This window comes from Vibrio paucivorans, from assembly GCF_054053395.1.
In genome coordinates, this window is record NZ_CM133230.1 from 2358142 (window position 1) to 2371843 (window position 13702).

The window sequence follows — 13702 nt, forward strand, 5'->3', positions numbered from 1 at the left end:
GCACCTACTGAATTACAAAATCGGTAAACAAGACACGTTCAATAACGGGCTGTCCTACCGCTCGAGTTAGGCTGGCTTTAATATCTTCCGTTGCCTTATCTCTCAGCTCTACACGTCCATTGGCACTGCGAAGTTGGTCAACGGTGGCAGAGGCAAAAGTGCCCAATAATGAACTTTCAATCAACGGCGAATGATAACGAGCTAAGTTTTCGTTCTCACTACCTCTTACCATTAACTGCACTTTGATCTGTACAAGCCTGTCTCGCTTATCGCCTGTTACGTTAAACAAGAAAGGCTGAGGAATGTTGACGTAAGCAACTGGGTCGGCCGGCGTCACTGTTTGGGTATTCACAGTTTCTGCCTCAGGGGCAGCTTCATCGGAACCCATCAAAAAGAAAGCTGCACCACCGCCACCTGCTATCAATACAACGACTGCAATAATGATGATAAGCAGTTTACTTTTCCCTTTGGGCGCATCTTGTTCTAGATCTTCGTCAGCCATAACTTTCTCTAAACATGTAGTTTTTATATAGTTTATGCGTAATAACTAATTCCATCACGCTTTGTTGCGACATTCAAATCAAGATTGACGTCTGTATCAAGGTTTTCTTCCATTCCAGCGGCTTCATTGCCGCTTCCTTGAGCATTATTGCCATTTTGTGCGCTATAACGCCCCTGTTGCTGGCCCGCACTTTGCTGCTGAACAGAAGTGTCATTTAACTGTACACCTTGCTGTGCCAACATCTCTCTTAACCTTGGCATAGACTGTTCAATAACATCTCGCGCCTGTTGGTTAGCAACAGTGAAATGTACGGCTGTACCATCGCCATTCATATTCATTCTAATTTGCATACGTCCCAGTTCTGGCGGATCGAGACGAATGTCGATGTTTTTCAAGTTTTTCGACATCATCATTTGTACACGTTCCGCAACCTGGTCTCCTGCCGCCTCTTTAGTCAACATCATCGGTGTTTGAGCTTGTGCAGCACTTTCCACGCGAGCTTGTAGACTATTTGGACCTTGTTGCGCCCCTGCCGCACCAGCAAATTGCTGAGCGCCGGTGACGTCTTGCTTATCTTGGCCTTTTGCTAAGCTACTCACACCCTTAGCACCTAATGCTGCTTTCAATGCCGCCTGATTATTAAGCTGCTGCTGTGGTACTTGGGGAGCCATATTCGCTGCTACCAGCTGCTGCATCTGCGCTTGAGATAAGTCCGAAGGCATGGATGACGCCATTTGAGTCATTGCCGCCTTGTCAGCATTGATAGCAGTGGCCGTTTGTTGTGCCCCCTGCTGCTGGAGAGCTTGATGGACTGATGCTGCTACTGCTGCCTGTTTCGCTTTGTTGCCTTGAGCATCTTGAGCTTGTGCTGCACTTGGGTCGGTTTGTTCGGTTGAATTCCAAGCTATTGCTCCTGCTGCAACTGCCGCCCCGGTGCCCGCGCCACCACTTGTAACTCCCGACGCGCCAGCAGAACTCACCTGAGGGCTACCAGTAACTTGTACTGACTGAGCAGACTTCACATCACCCTGCGCCGCCGCACCAACCCCCAGGGCAGCAGCCGCTTTCACGCTACCTTCCTCACCCGGAGTTAATTCCTCAACCCCAGAGCTAACAATCGAAGCTTCCCCTTGGGGTGCTTTAGTCAAAGCCCCTTCTTCTGGCTTTTGGCCTACAACGGCTGCGGCCGTAGCCGCTTTTATTCCCGCATTTTGATTTGCTTCAGCGTCTGCTTGAGAGTTAGCACCTTTTACCTGATGAGTCGATGGGTCTTGCTGAATAAATCGCTTTGCCGACTCTGGAATATTGTCCGACTGTTGAGCGTTGGCGGGCTGTTCTGAACTCGCAGCAAACTGATTAGGTGATTGCTGAGCGACCTTACCATCGCCGACAACGGAATCATTTGAGCCTGCTTGAGATTTTGCTGCAACAGCTGCAGCAACCACCTTAGGATCTTTCGGCTCGCCATCACTGATAACCTTTTCACCCTCTTGTTGAGGCAAAGGTTTGCCGTCTTTTGATTGTAAAGCATTGTTCGATTCATTTATTCGACCAAGCATCTCATCGGTTTCTTGTTTCGCTTTGGTTGCTTGCGCTTTTTCTGACTCTTCAGCACTCACTTTTTGCTGGGTTTGCTTGCCTGTATCAACCGATTCGGCTTCCGACGATTTAACTGTATCACTATCTGATTGGGTATTTTTTTCTGCACTGCTTACTTGTGACGTTTTGGTTTCCTTAGTGTCACCTAGCTCATTGCTTTCTTTACTTTTTTCAGCACTTGAGACGCTTTTCTCTTCATCATCGGAAGCATCTGCCTGCTTCAACACCTCATCAGTGCTTTCACTGCTTTTCTTAATCTCCGCTTTAGCCTCTTCGCTACTTGAAGATTCACCGTAGGTCGATAACGATTTTTCTGTTGAAGAGGACTTATCTGCTGAAGAAGATTGAGCGCTTTCTTCAACTTTTCCTTTCTCGTCAGAGCCTTTCTCTCCTTCACCACTGATAAGAGAAGTAAGCTTGGATAGGAAGCCTTCTGAGTCTTTAGATTCGGAACTGGCAGTCGCCCCCTCACTTGACGAGGTTTCTGATTTGGAAGAGCCAAAAACTGAGGATAAATTTATATTCATACAGACGTTACTCTTGTAGACGTACCAAGTGCTGCATAAAACGGGGGAAACCAGCAGCAGTGAGAAAATACCTTGGACTACAATTGCAAAAAACACGCCAACCGGACATAACACGCAAACAATTTAACCGGCTCGCGGTAAATTGCTCTAAGCCGAATTAAAAAGAGTCGCGATTAGCTCTATTGCGGCTAAATTGAAGCGTAGAAAATTCATCAAGCTGCTGTTGCTCCTTCCGAGCCAGTTGCTTTTGGCGTTCTGTTTGCTTTTTCTCTAGCATCCATTCATACGAACGACGCTGCTTTCTTACTTCCATCCAGTGTTGCTGGCAGTTTTCAACCTGTGACTTAAAGTGGTTCTCTGCCTGCTTTTGCTTAGCAAGCGTTTCGTCTAACTGGGTCAAGAATCGGTTCAGGTGGCTATATTCGCTTGCCGTTAAACCAGACTTACCGCGATCGATCAATTGCTGACAGTAATCGAGGCGATACTGCTCAATTTGAGAAAGTTGGTCATAATAGTTTTCGAGTTCGACGCGCGCAGTATTCAACGCAAGTACCGCTTGTTCTTCGCGCTCTTTGGATTGGTCAAGTAGGAAATCTAGTGCATTTTCCATCGCTTATGTATGAACTCTTCCGTTAACAGTAACAATGACGTTTGAACTTACCGTAAGCGTTAAGCTTGCAGCACATTTTTAAGCATGCCAATACACATATCGTAAGGCACACTTTGTGTCATACCTTGTTGCAAATACTCGTCCAGCTTCGGCTTGAGAGTAAACGCACTGTCTATCGCAGGATCGGTGCCTGGTTTATACGCGCCAATAGAAACAAGGTCTTGGTTCTTACGACAAATAGAAAGCACCTGTCTAACCGCTTTAGACATTAGGACATGTTCTTCGGTTGTGATTTGCGGCATAACACGACTCACCGACTTCTCAACATCTATCGCTGGATAATGACCGGCATCGGCCATTTCACGTGATAGTACAATGTGCCCATCAAGAATCGCACGAGAAGCATCGGCAATAGGGTCTTGGAGGTCGTCACCTTCTGTAAGTACGGTAAAAAAGGCTGTAATTGAGCCTTGTTCATCCCCGCCATTACCAGCGCGTTCGACCAGAGCTGGCAGCTTAGCGAACACAGAAGGCGGATAACCTTTCGTAGCAGGTGGTTCGCCTACCGACAAAGCAATCTCACGTTGCGCCTGAGCAAAACGAGTCAATGAGTCCATAAGCAAAAGAACATCCAGCCCTTGATCGCGAAAATACTCTGCAATAGTCAGAGCGGTTTGACACCCTTTCAGCCGCATTAAAGGTGACGAGTCGGCTGGTGCAGCGACAACAACGGAGCGCTGTCGTCCATCAACACCAAGGATTTCTTCAATAAATTCTTTTACTTCTCGACCACGCTCACCAATCAAACCAACAACGACGACTTGAGCGGTCGTTCCTCGTGTCATCATCCCTAAAGTAACCGACTTACCCACACCCGAACCGGCAAACAGGCCAATACGCTGCCCTTTACCGACAGTAAGTAGGCCATTGATAGCCTTCAAGCCCACATCAAGAGGTTCAGTAATTGGCTTTCTTGCCAGAGGATTAATAGGTTCTGCATTGAAGGCGGCTCTTTGATCGGAATAAATCGGCCCTAAGCCATCCAATGGATTACCAACGCCATCGATGACTCGGCCAAGTAACTCCATTCCAACAGGTAAACCCGCTTCACTGGTTAAAGGCGTTACTTTTGCACCCGGTAATACCCCGGTGATTTGCTCACTCGGCATAAGATAGAGGTTATCACCCGAGAAGCCGACAACTTCGGCCTCCATAGAACCATTCATGGTTTCAACCGTACACAGGCTCCCGATCGGAGCGCGACAACCTGTCGCTTCTAATGTTAAGCCAACCACTCGAACAAGCTTGCCTGAAGCTACGGGGCGACAAGTCAAACCTTGGGTTTGATATTGGCTTAAGCGTTCTGCGAGGGCTAACATTACTCACCACCATTGTGGCGGTTAGAACCACAAAAGCTTTGCAAAACGTTCCGAATACGCTCTTCCATTCGATAATTCACGCTCGATTCACCCGCTTCTATTTGCACATCTCCACGGTTAAGCGCTGGCTCTGCAACCAGCGTCCAATTGCGAAAATCGAGTTCATTTTCACCGTAAGCAGAGCGGATAATATCGACGTCTTCAGGGTGGAGTTTCAACGTAATCGCGTGACCAGAAATTGGCAATGCTTCTACCGATTGCTTAATGGTATCGAGGATTACCTGTGGATTGGTTTGAGCTTCAACATGAACAACTTCCTTCACTAGCGTGAGTACCATGTCGACTAATTGTTTTTCAACTTGAGCATTCATCAGCTCTAACGGCTGAGCAAACTGATTGGCAAGTCCTACAAAGGTCTGAACTTGCTGCTGAATAAACTCTTGCCCCTCGGCAACACCTTGTAACTTACCTTGTTCTAGCCCTTCTTGGTGCCCTACTTCTAGTCCCTGCTCTTTGCCTTTGTCATAGCCTTGCTTAAAGCCAGCCTCTTGTCCCTGCATTAGACCATCTTGATAAGCGCCTTGCTTGATTAGCTCAATTTCTTCTTCTGTGAGTTGAAGTGGCTCTTCTTCAGCAGGCTCATCAAAGTTAGGTACCCAGCTTGGATCATAGTTAAGCGCAGTATCCTTCGCCTGTTTATTAACTTCAGAGCCGTAGTCAGGTAGGCCCCATTTCTTAGGCTGCTCTACTGATTCATCATTATCGAGGCGCAAAAAGCCTCGTTTCCTTTCACCTGACATGCTCTGTTTCACCTGACTGTGTAGTCTCGACTCGCTTTAATGAAGCAGTCGCTTAAAGAAAAATTATAGGAACTCGTCTGCGCCGCCAGACAACATGATCTCACCGTTGTCGGCCATTCGGCGCGCAATGGCCAGAATTTCTTTCTGAGCAGTCTCGACATCAGAAACTTTAACCGGCGGCATTGCTTCAAGGTCATCACGCATCATCTCAGCTGCACGTTTAGACATGTTCTTGAAGATCTTATCGCGCAGCGCATCGTCAGCACCTTTAAGCGACTTCTGCAATACATCTTGTGGTACATCACGCAGCAACTTCTGAATACCTTGATCGTCCACTTCGATAAGATTCTCGAACACGAACATAAGGTCTTGGATTTGCGTCGCCATGTCTTCGTCTTGGTCGCGGATCTGATCCATGAGGATACCTTCGACATTGTTGTCCATGTAGTTCATGATCTCTGCGGCAGCTTTCAGGCCGCCAATCTTGGCCGCTTGCGCGCCCGCTTGACCCGCAAACTGTTTCTCCATGATCTCGTTCAATTCGGCTAGTGCAGAAGGTTGGACTTCTTCAAGGTTCGCAATACGCATCATAAGATCCAATCGGTCACGCTCGGCAAACTGAGATAAGATTTCCGCTGACTGATCGGCCTCTAAGTAAGAAAGAACGATGGTTTGAATCTGAGGGTGCTCGTTGATGATGATAGAAGCCACTTGACGAGGGTCCATCCACTTCAACGAGTCTAGGCCTTTCGAGCCCGTACCTAGAAGGATTTGGTCTACTAAGTTATTGGCTTTATCTTCACCTAATGCCGCAACGAGGGCGTTACGCATGAAGTCTTCGCTGCCCATACCAATGTTGGTGTATTTTTGAATATCTTCTAAAAAGGCGCGGTGTACTGCTCCCACCTTTTCTTGACTCAGATCCGCAGCCCTTGCCATCGCGCTACCAACACGCTGAACCTGCTTCGGTTCTAAATGGCGAATAATACCCGCAGCGTCATCTTCATTGAGGCTTAACAGCAGAATCGCGGCCTTTTCGTCACCGCTGATCGTCGAGATGTCGACGGCATTCTCGTCTTCGCCGTTGCCATTTTCTTGAGGTACAATTTCGTTAGGCATCTTGCATCCAATTCTTCACTACTTGAGCTGCTAGCTCAGGTTCATTCGCCACTAAAGCACGCACAGCTTTCAACACGTCTTCATCTTTATGTAAGTTTGGTAAGTCGATGCTAGAGCCAAATTCAAACAGCTCTCCACCTTCTATATCACCGCCGATTAGGCTGGTTTCACCATCCATACCGATTGGCAAGCCATCTGGACCGTATGCTTGATCGTCTTCTTCAGCAGCAGGGTTAAGCAGTTTTTTCATTGCAGGACGAACCAGCACTAGAACCACAACGATAATGACCAACGCACTGGCGAACCAACGAACCCAGTCGTTGAAGTTTGGATGTTCCCAAATCGGCACGTCTGCAATGCTTTCAATTTCAGGCTCAGCAAACTGCATGCTCAGAACATTCAGTAAATCACCACGATTCTCGCTAAACCCTACCGCTCCAATTAAAACTTGGCGTATAGAATTGAGCTCGGCATCTGAAAGAGGCGTGTAGGTTGTTTCACCGGTATTCGGATCCACCGATGCGCGATTTTTTATCGCTACCGCAACTGTCTGACGATTCACGACACCGGTCTGGCGACGCTCATGGCTAATAGTAGTGTCTAACTCAAAGTTGCGCGTCGCTTCTTTATGAACCGAGCCTTGCCCCAGCATCGAACCATCTTTCATTTGCGCTACGTCTTGCGGAATAGAAGCATCTGCCGGTGGTTGGTTACTCAGAGCGCCTGGCACACCAGCAACAACATTCCCGTTGTTGTAGTCTTCTAAGGTGTACTCACTTCGCGTTGATGGGGTATTAGGATCAAACTGTTTGCGTGTTTGCTCGATCGCGCTGAAGTCCAGTTCAATATCCACTTGAGCGGTATAGTTACCAAAGCCTAAGATTGGAATAAGAACTGAGTCAATCTTGTCACGTAGCGCTTGTTCTTGCTTACGCTCTAACTCGTGCTCTTTACGGCGAGCAGATGAGGCAGGATCTTGAGAACCAGAGCTAAGAAGACGACCATGTTGGTCGGTGACAGTCACTCTGGTTGGTTTCATTCCAGGAACCGCACTCGCAACCATATCTACCACAGAATCGACTTCACCCTGCTTTAGTACTGAGCCAGTACCTAAAGTCAAAAAGACTGAAGCAGAAGCTTCTTGGTTATGACGAACGAACACGCTTTGTTTTGGTAAAGCAAGTAAAACGCGAGCACGTCGTACTTGTTTCATTTCCTCAATCGCTTTAGACAGTTGGCGTTCTCGGCTCAGCTTTAATCGTTCTAATTCAAGACGCTGTGATACACCGAACCCCATATCTTGAAGCAAGATTTCATCACCAGCTTCAGTTTGGTTATTTAAACCTGCACGGGCCAAATCAAGTTTCAGGCCACTGTATTCGGTAGCCGGTACTAAAATCGTATTGCCTTCAAGCTTGTAGGACAGTTTTTTCTGGTCGAGGTAGTCAAGGACAGGAATCAACTCATCGGTTTCATACGCACCCAAAGGGCGCATCTCTGGCTCTTTCACCCAGAAGAACAACATGACGATAAGCGCCACACAAATCGAAATCGATAGTACAAGTACGACTTGGCGTAGCAGATCCAAATCCCCCATCGCAAAATCAAACTTCGATGAGTCTTTTTCATTTAAATCAGGGTTTTGCTGCTCAACATCCAGATCCGAGCTGGCAACCATCGCGTGGCTGTCAGCGGAGTCGGATAGTGCGAGATCTGTTGTTTGATTCTGGTCTGCCACTGTTACTACCTAATCATTAAACCGGCATGTTCATTAGTTCTTTATAAGCTTCAACCAACTTATTACGAACTTGGATAGTTGCATCAAATGCGACACTGGATTTGTTACGAGCGATCATTACGTCCGAAAGAGACACATTTTCGTCACCACGGTCAAAACGCATTTGCAAGTCGCCTGAGGTTTTCTGTAATCCATTTACGTTATTAATCGCTTTGGTCAGCATATCACCAAAGTCGGCACCTACTTTTTGCCCAGTCGGCGCAGGTGCCGTGTTGGTCGCTTCAAGCCTCATTGCTTGCATTTCGCTGTTTAGACCGTCGATTCTCATTGTTCCCTCGGCTGCCAATTCTTTGACTTTTGCATTAGTTCTTTAGTTAGTTCAGCAATATGTATGCCATCACAAATTTGACACATGAATTCGTTCAATTAACCCGGTATATCAATACCAGCATCGCGCATTTTAGCTAACTTATAACGCAATGTTCTCGGGCTAATTCCAAGCTTTTCTGCCATTTCTTTACGGCGGCCATTACACTCTGCCAATGTGTCAAGAATGATAGTGTATTCCTGATCCCTAAGCTCCCCACCCAGGCTTGCAGAACCCTGCGATAAGGAACGATTTTCCGTCACTTCAGCAATAGGCTTGATCGCCGGCGTCGCAACGCCTGTTTCTACGACTTGCTGTAAGCTGCCTGCGTCTTGCCAATCGACACCTTCCAAAAGAATATGGTCGCCAGAAATATTTCCGTTCTCACTCAGGATAAGCGCACGCTGAACCACGTTGTCCAATTCACGCACGTTGCCTGGCCACGGGTACATCAGCAGTTTACCCATTGCATTGCTGTCAATTTCTGGAACGGGTAATCCTAACTTTTTACAGTGACGCTCGATTAAGTGTTTAGCTAAAGGTTCAATATCGCCACGGCGGTCACTCAAAGCTGGCCACGCAATTGGGAACACATTCAGGCGGTAGTACAAGTCTTCACGGAAGTTACCTTCTTGAACGTATAGTTTCAGGTCACGGTTACTGGTCGCTAGCACGCGAACGTCCAGTTTAATGCTTTTACGGCTACCTAAACGCTCTACTTCTCTTTCTTGTAGAACGCGAAGCAGCTTAGCTTGAAGGTTCAAATCCATTTCACTGATTTCATCAAGTAAAATAGTACCACCTTGCGCTTGCTCAAACTTACCCGGACACGCCTGAACAGCACCAGTGAAGGCACCTTTTTCGTAGCCAAACAGAGTTGCTTCGAGCATGTTGTCTGGAATTGCCGCACAGTTGATCGCTACGAAAGGGCCATCTTTACGATTCGACGCATTGTGGATGTATCGCGACATCACTTCTTTACCCGAACCACTTGGGCCAAGCACCATCACATTCGCATCGGTTTTTGCAACTTTGTCTGCCAAGGCTAACAACTTTAGGCTTTTATCATCAGCGACAACCGCATCACCATTGTCATCTGATTTGATTGGCGCGTAACGACTAACCATATTGAGCAGAACTTCTGGGGCGAATGGTTTCGCCATATAGTCGATCGCGCCATCTTTCATAGCAGATACCGCATCTTCAATATTGGCATATGCTGTCATCAATAAAACGGGCAGATTTGGCCAATGCTGTTTAATGTTACGAAGCAGCGCTAAACCACCCATACCAGCCATTTGAACATCCGAAACAACAATGTCGATAGCGTTTGACTTCAACTTCACTAACGCATCTTCAGCACTGTCAGCTTCTAACCATTCGTATCCCGCTAAAGCTAGGGTATCGACCAACGCTTCGCGTAGACCTTCGTCGTCTTCTACGATTAAGACTTTACTTTGAGCCATTGTCACTCTCCATCATTACTTCTAGGGGATCAGCAGCCTCGCGCTGAAGTGGGATACACATGGTGAAACATGCGCCATCACCCTGTTCTGAAATCAGCTCAAGCCTGCCATCATGTGCACGGCAAACCATTTGTACAACCGCCAAACCAAGACCTGTACCTTGGGAGCGCGTTGTAAAAAATGGTTCCATAATTTTGCTCTGTAATTCAGCTGGCACACCAGGGCCACTGTCTTGAACTGAGATTTTTAATTCATTGTTTACTGGTCTGAAAAACACATCGATCTGTGAGTTTTTCCCGGCGATTTGTATCGCGTTCATAACCAGATTACTTAACGCAGACGCGATCGCATTTGCGTTACCTAGTAAGGACGTCTGTTCTTGTTCAACTTCTTGGCAGTAATCGATGTGATTATTTTTTAACGACGTTTCCACCATAGGGGCAAATTCCGCAACTAAGTCAGAAATGGTGAAAGGCTTAACTACCTTGTTATCGCCGCCTTTAGCAAACAGCAGCATATCGTTGACCTGCTTCTCTAGGTCGTGAAGCCTGTCCATCAGTTTCGATTGGAAACGATCTTTGGTCGCCGGTGGTAAGTTAGGCGCAGCCAAGTTCGACGCATAAAGCATCGCACTAGAAAGAGGTGTTCTGACCTGGTGAGCCAGTGAAGCGACCATACGGCCGAGCGATGAAAGACGCTGTAAATCACTCACTCGAGATTGGAGCAAGCGTGTTTCAGTAAGATCGGTGATAAGAATCAATTGACCCGTGTTTGATGCTGAAATCGCCAAACGCACCTTACGACCATTTCGCAAGGAAATTTCATGGCCATCATCTTCTCGTGGTGCAAAAGCAGTCTGAATAATTGAAAACCACTTCTCCCCAAGCAAAGGGACGTCTAACAACTTCATTGCTTCTGGGTTGGCTTCGCGCACAACACCTTGTGTATCCAACAGAATTACGCCTGCGGGCATAACATCGAGCACTTGTTTATAGCGCTCTACTTGGTCTTCCAATGTGTCTAAATGAGACTGATTTTCTGCTGGGTCAACTGCTTGCATGTCGTATTTCTGCCAATAAAACTACAAAAGGCTAACATGCGAAATACATGCCAGCCTTTTATTCTTTATTTTCAATAGGTTATCGCCATGACAACTAATTGACGCAGTTTTTTGTCAGCGTTGAAGGTTATATTTACGCATTTTTTCAACCAAGGTCGTGCGTCTCATTCCTAGCATATCGGCTGCGCGTGCCACAACACCATCTTGAGCTTCCAAAGCTTGGCTGATCATATTGACTTCTAAATCGGCCAGCAATTCTTTCAAATTCACCCCCTCAGGTGGTAGAGACTGAGGGGCTTCCATGCTGTCGTTGAAGACTTCTGTTTCTTCAAAATTGAAATTTTCTGAGAAGATGTCCGCTAAGACGTCACGCTCTTGCTCCTCTACAGAGCTAAAGCTGCTAGGTTCAGGTTGGAACTCTGGAATATCACTGTAGCGATACTTCGTTGGAAGATGGTTTACATCAACCAAGCTATTTGGATACAGGATGATCATACGTTCAACTAGGTTGGCTAACTCTCGCACGTTCCCTGGCCAATCGTGCTCCATCAAAGAATTGATAGAACGTGGCGTGAAACAGATTGGTTGCCCGCCTTCAGCTTCCATGCGCGTCATAAGCTCTTGAAGCAATAAAGGAATGTCTTCTTTACGCTCTTTAAGCGCTGGCATCTCGATTGGGAAAACATTTAGTCGGTAGAACAGGTCCTCACGGAAAGAGCCTGCATCTATCATATCTTCCAAATTACGATGAGTTGCAGCAATCACGCGAACATTGACACGAATAGTGGTATTACCGCCAACACGCTCGAAACTTCGCTCTTGTAGTACACGCAGCAACTTAACTTGCATCGGCATTGGCATATCACCAATCTCATCGAGGAAAAGTGTACCGCCTTCTGCGAGTTCAAAACGCCCCTTACGAGAGGTAATTGCACCAGTAAACGCGCCCTTCTCATGGCCGAACAACTCACTTTCAAGCAAGTCTGGCGGTATTGCACCACAGTTTATCGGTACAAATGGGCCGCTACGACGTGCTGAATGATAATGTATATTGCGTGCTACTACTTCCTTGCCTGTTCCCGACTCACCGAGAATAAGTACATTCGCCTCTGTACCCGACACTTGTTCAATCAGGTGGCGTACTTCTTGAATACCTAGGCTCTGGCCTACAAGGCTACGGAACAATGTATTTTTACGTGAACTTGGAACAACCTGAACGCCTTTGCGACCTAAAAAGTCTTTACAGTGTCGTAATGCTTCACTTAACTGGGGATAGTTAAGCGGGAATTCTAGTTCACCAACGTACTGGGGGTAGTCTTCAACATGGTAAGAATGCTTACCCGCAATAAGAAGTGGGATATGATTTGAGTTGGCAAGCTTTTGACTCAGTTCTGGAGTCAGGGATTTGCTTTGCAAGGAGCCGATAATACACCCTGCCCAAAGCGTAGACCAATCTAGGTCTTCTATTTGCTCGGAAGTGACTACTTCACATTGTTCCCCAACGAATTCTAAAATATTACTCAGATTGACACGTACTTGAGCGTCGTCCTCAATCACAAGTATTTTTGCTAAACCTTGCATAGGTGAAAATGTTTGCCTTCAATTGAAAAAGTTTGCAGCAGAGTGAAATATAAATTCAGAAGCCCGAAATTTTGAGATTGGCTACTTTAACGATAGACAATTTATATAAATCAGCAACAAAAAAGCCACTTTACTAGCGTAAGTGGCTTCTATTTTATTTGATAAAAAAAATAAGGCAACCAAGCAATTGCCAGATGTGATGTTCGTGGAAAGTTTCCTAACCGTTACAAACCGACATCGCTTGCAGTTAAATTGTGATATTCAGCCGGAATTTGGTCCCACGCTGACTTAATTTCGCGAATAATGTCGATAACATCATCAATTGGCTGAGGATCGTTCAGGTGATTAGCATTTGAAATTTGCGTAATCATGAACTCATATAACTGGTCCAAGTTCTTAGCAACATCACCACCGTCTTCCATAGACAAGCAGCTTCTTAAGCTAATGATGATATCTAACGCCTTTCCGAGACGCTCACCTTTAACGGGAATGTTACCTTGCTGCATCGCAGCCTTACCTTGGATCAGGCGTTCTATCGCACCAGCCATCAGCATTTGCACAATCTTGTGTGGAGACGCCGCACTCAATTGACTGTCTACTGAAACCTTCTTGTATGCCTGCAAAGAACCACGCATAACTTTCCTCTTCTATAAAAACTTTTTGTACTGCTGCACAGACTTATTTCCGCGACGGAACTTAATCAACTCCGTACCAATCTGATTCGTTTCAGATTGCAGCTGCCCAACAAGCTGTTTTGTTTCTTCCATTAATGAAAGCCAATCTTCCGACTTAGCAAATTCTGGATTTACTTTTATATAGTCTAAGACATTCTGCAATATCTGTTCCCTGTTATCGACCAACTTAGTTATTTCTTCAGGATTAATGTCACCCAAAGTAAGAATTTGAAGTATTCGGTGATCCAGATCACGTATGGTTTGAAGTTCTATCACAGCA

The 13702-nt window shown here is 46.3% G+C and carries 13 protein-coding genes; all 13 read right to left on the reverse strand.

Annotated elements, in window-relative coordinates; genetic code table 11:
• Nucleotides 1-4 precede the first annotated feature (4 nt).
• Nucleotides 5-502 (reverse strand): flagellar basal body-associated protein FliL, encoded by a 498-nt coding sequence (fliL, locus tag ACXABW_RS10695; RefSeq protein ID WP_457522649.1) that lies wholly within the window; start codon nt 500-502, stop codon nt 5-7.
• 32 nt (nt 503-534) lie between these two features.
• Nucleotides 535-2628 carry a flagellar hook-length control protein FliK gene (locus tag ACXABW_RS10700; protein WP_457522651.1) on the reverse strand — a complete coding sequence of 698 codons (2094 nt, stop codon included), beginning with the start codon at nt 2626-2628 and terminating at the stop codon, nt 535-537.
• 157 nt (nt 2629-2785) lie between these two features.
• Nucleotides 2786-3238, reverse strand: coding sequence for a flagellar export protein FliJ (fliJ, locus tag ACXABW_RS10705; RefSeq protein WP_252027712.1), 453 nt, complete (start codon nt 3236-3238; stop codon nt 2786-2788).
• A 59-nt stretch (nt 3239-3297) separates the two neighbouring features.
• Entirely contained in the window at nt 3298-4617 is a 1320-nt protein-coding gene (gene fliI, locus ACXABW_RS10710; RefSeq protein WP_252027713.1) for a flagellar protein export ATPase FliI, read from the reverse strand.
• Nucleotides 4617-5417, reverse strand: a complete 801-nt coding sequence (gene fliH, locus ACXABW_RS10715) for a flagellar assembly protein FliH (protein ID WP_457522653.1) — start codon at nt 5415-5417, stop codon at nt 4617-4619. Before fliH ends, fliI begins: the two co-directional genes overlap by 1 nt.
• Before the next feature lie 63 nt (nt 5418-5480).
• The gene (gene fliG, locus ACXABW_RS10720) at nt 5481-6536 is read right to left on the reverse strand and encodes a flagellar motor switch protein FliG (RefSeq protein WP_252027715.1); all 1056 of its coding nucleotides are present in this window, start codon (nt 6534-6536) and stop codon (nt 5481-5483) included.
• Entirely contained in the window at nt 6529-8274 is a 1746-nt protein-coding gene (gene fliF / locus ACXABW_RS10725; protein ID WP_457522654.1) for a flagellar basal-body MS-ring/collar protein FliF, read from the reverse strand. Before fliF ends, fliG begins: the two co-directional genes overlap by 8 nt.
• Before the next feature lie 16 nt (nt 8275-8290).
• Nucleotides 8291-8602, reverse strand: coding sequence for a flagellar hook-basal body complex protein FliE (gene fliE / locus ACXABW_RS10730; RefSeq protein ID WP_457522656.1), 312 nt, complete (start codon nt 8600-8602; stop codon nt 8291-8293).
• Nucleotides 8603-8700: 98 nt separating this feature from the next.
• Nucleotides 8701-10107, reverse strand: coding sequence for a sigma-54-dependent transcriptional regulator (locus ACXABW_RS10735; protein ID WP_252027718.1), 1407 nt, complete (start codon nt 10105-10107; stop codon nt 8701-8703).
• Complete coding sequence (locus ACXABW_RS10740) at nt 10094-11167, reverse strand: sensor histidine kinase (protein ID WP_265687048.1); 1074 nt, start codon at nt 11165-11167, stop codon at nt 10094-10096. The genes ACXABW_RS10735 and ACXABW_RS10740 overlap by 14 nt, the downstream gene beginning before the upstream one ends.
• Before the next feature lie 114 nt (nt 11168-11281).
• Nucleotides 11282-12748, reverse strand: a complete 1467-nt coding sequence (locus ACXABW_RS10745; protein ID WP_252027720.1) for a sigma-54 dependent transcriptional regulator — start codon at nt 12746-12748, stop codon at nt 11282-11284.
• Between the two features lie 224 nt (nt 12749-12972).
• A complete protein-coding gene (gene fliS, locus ACXABW_RS10750; protein WP_252027721.1) occupies nt 12973-13383 on the reverse strand; it encodes a flagellar export chaperone FliS in 411 nt (136 codons plus the stop codon).
• Nucleotides 13384-13395: 12 nt separating this feature from the next.
• Entirely contained in the window at nt 13396-13698 is a 303-nt protein-coding gene (locus ACXABW_RS10755) for a flagellar protein FliT (protein ID WP_457522659.1), read from the reverse strand.
• Nucleotides 13699-13702: the final 4 nt, after the last annotated feature.

What these genes read in the sequence shown, in the direction of transcription:
- fliL (WP_457522649.1), bottom strand. Translation starts at nt 502, where the DNA reads ATGGCTGACGAAGATCTAGAACAAGATGCGCCCAAAGGGAAAAGTAAA.
- ACXABW_RS10700 (WP_457522651.1), bottom strand. Translation starts at nt 2,628, where the DNA reads ATGAATATAAATTTATCCTCAGTTTTTGGCTCTTCCAAATCAGAAACC.
- fliJ (WP_252027712.1), bottom strand. Translation starts at nt 3,238, where the DNA reads ATGGAAAATGCACTAGATTTCCTACTTGACCAATCCAAAGAGCGCGAA.
- fliI (WP_252027713.1), bottom strand. Translation starts at nt 4,617, where the DNA reads ATGTTAGCCCTCGCAGAACGCTTAAGCCAATATCAAACCCAAGGTTTG.
- fliH (WP_457522653.1), bottom strand. Translation starts at nt 5,417, where the DNA reads ATGTCAGGTGAAAGGAAACGAGGCTTTTTGCGCCTCGATAATGATGAA.
- fliG (WP_252027715.1), bottom strand. Translation starts at nt 6,536, where the DNA reads ATGCCTAACGAAATTGTACCTCAAGAAAATGGCAACGGCGAAGACGAG.
- fliE (WP_457522656.1), bottom strand. Translation starts at nt 8,602, where the DNA reads ATGAGAATCGACGGTCTAAACAGCGAAATGCAAGCAATGAGGCTTGAA.
- ACXABW_RS10735 (WP_252027718.1), bottom strand. Translation starts at nt 10,107, where the DNA reads ATGGCTCAAAGTAAAGTCTTAATCGTAGAAGACGACGAAGGTCTACGC.
- ACXABW_RS10740 (WP_265687048.1), bottom strand. Translation starts at nt 11,167, where the DNA reads ATGCAAGCAGTTGACCCAGCAGAAAATCAGTCTCATTTAGACACATTG.
- ACXABW_RS10745 (WP_252027720.1), bottom strand. Translation starts at nt 12,748, where the DNA reads ATGCAAGGTTTAGCAAAAATACTTGTGATTGAGGACGACGCTCAAGTA.
- fliS (WP_252027721.1), bottom strand. Translation starts at nt 13,383, where the DNA reads ATGCGTGGTTCTTTGCAGGCATACAAGAAGGTTTCAGTAGACAGTCAA.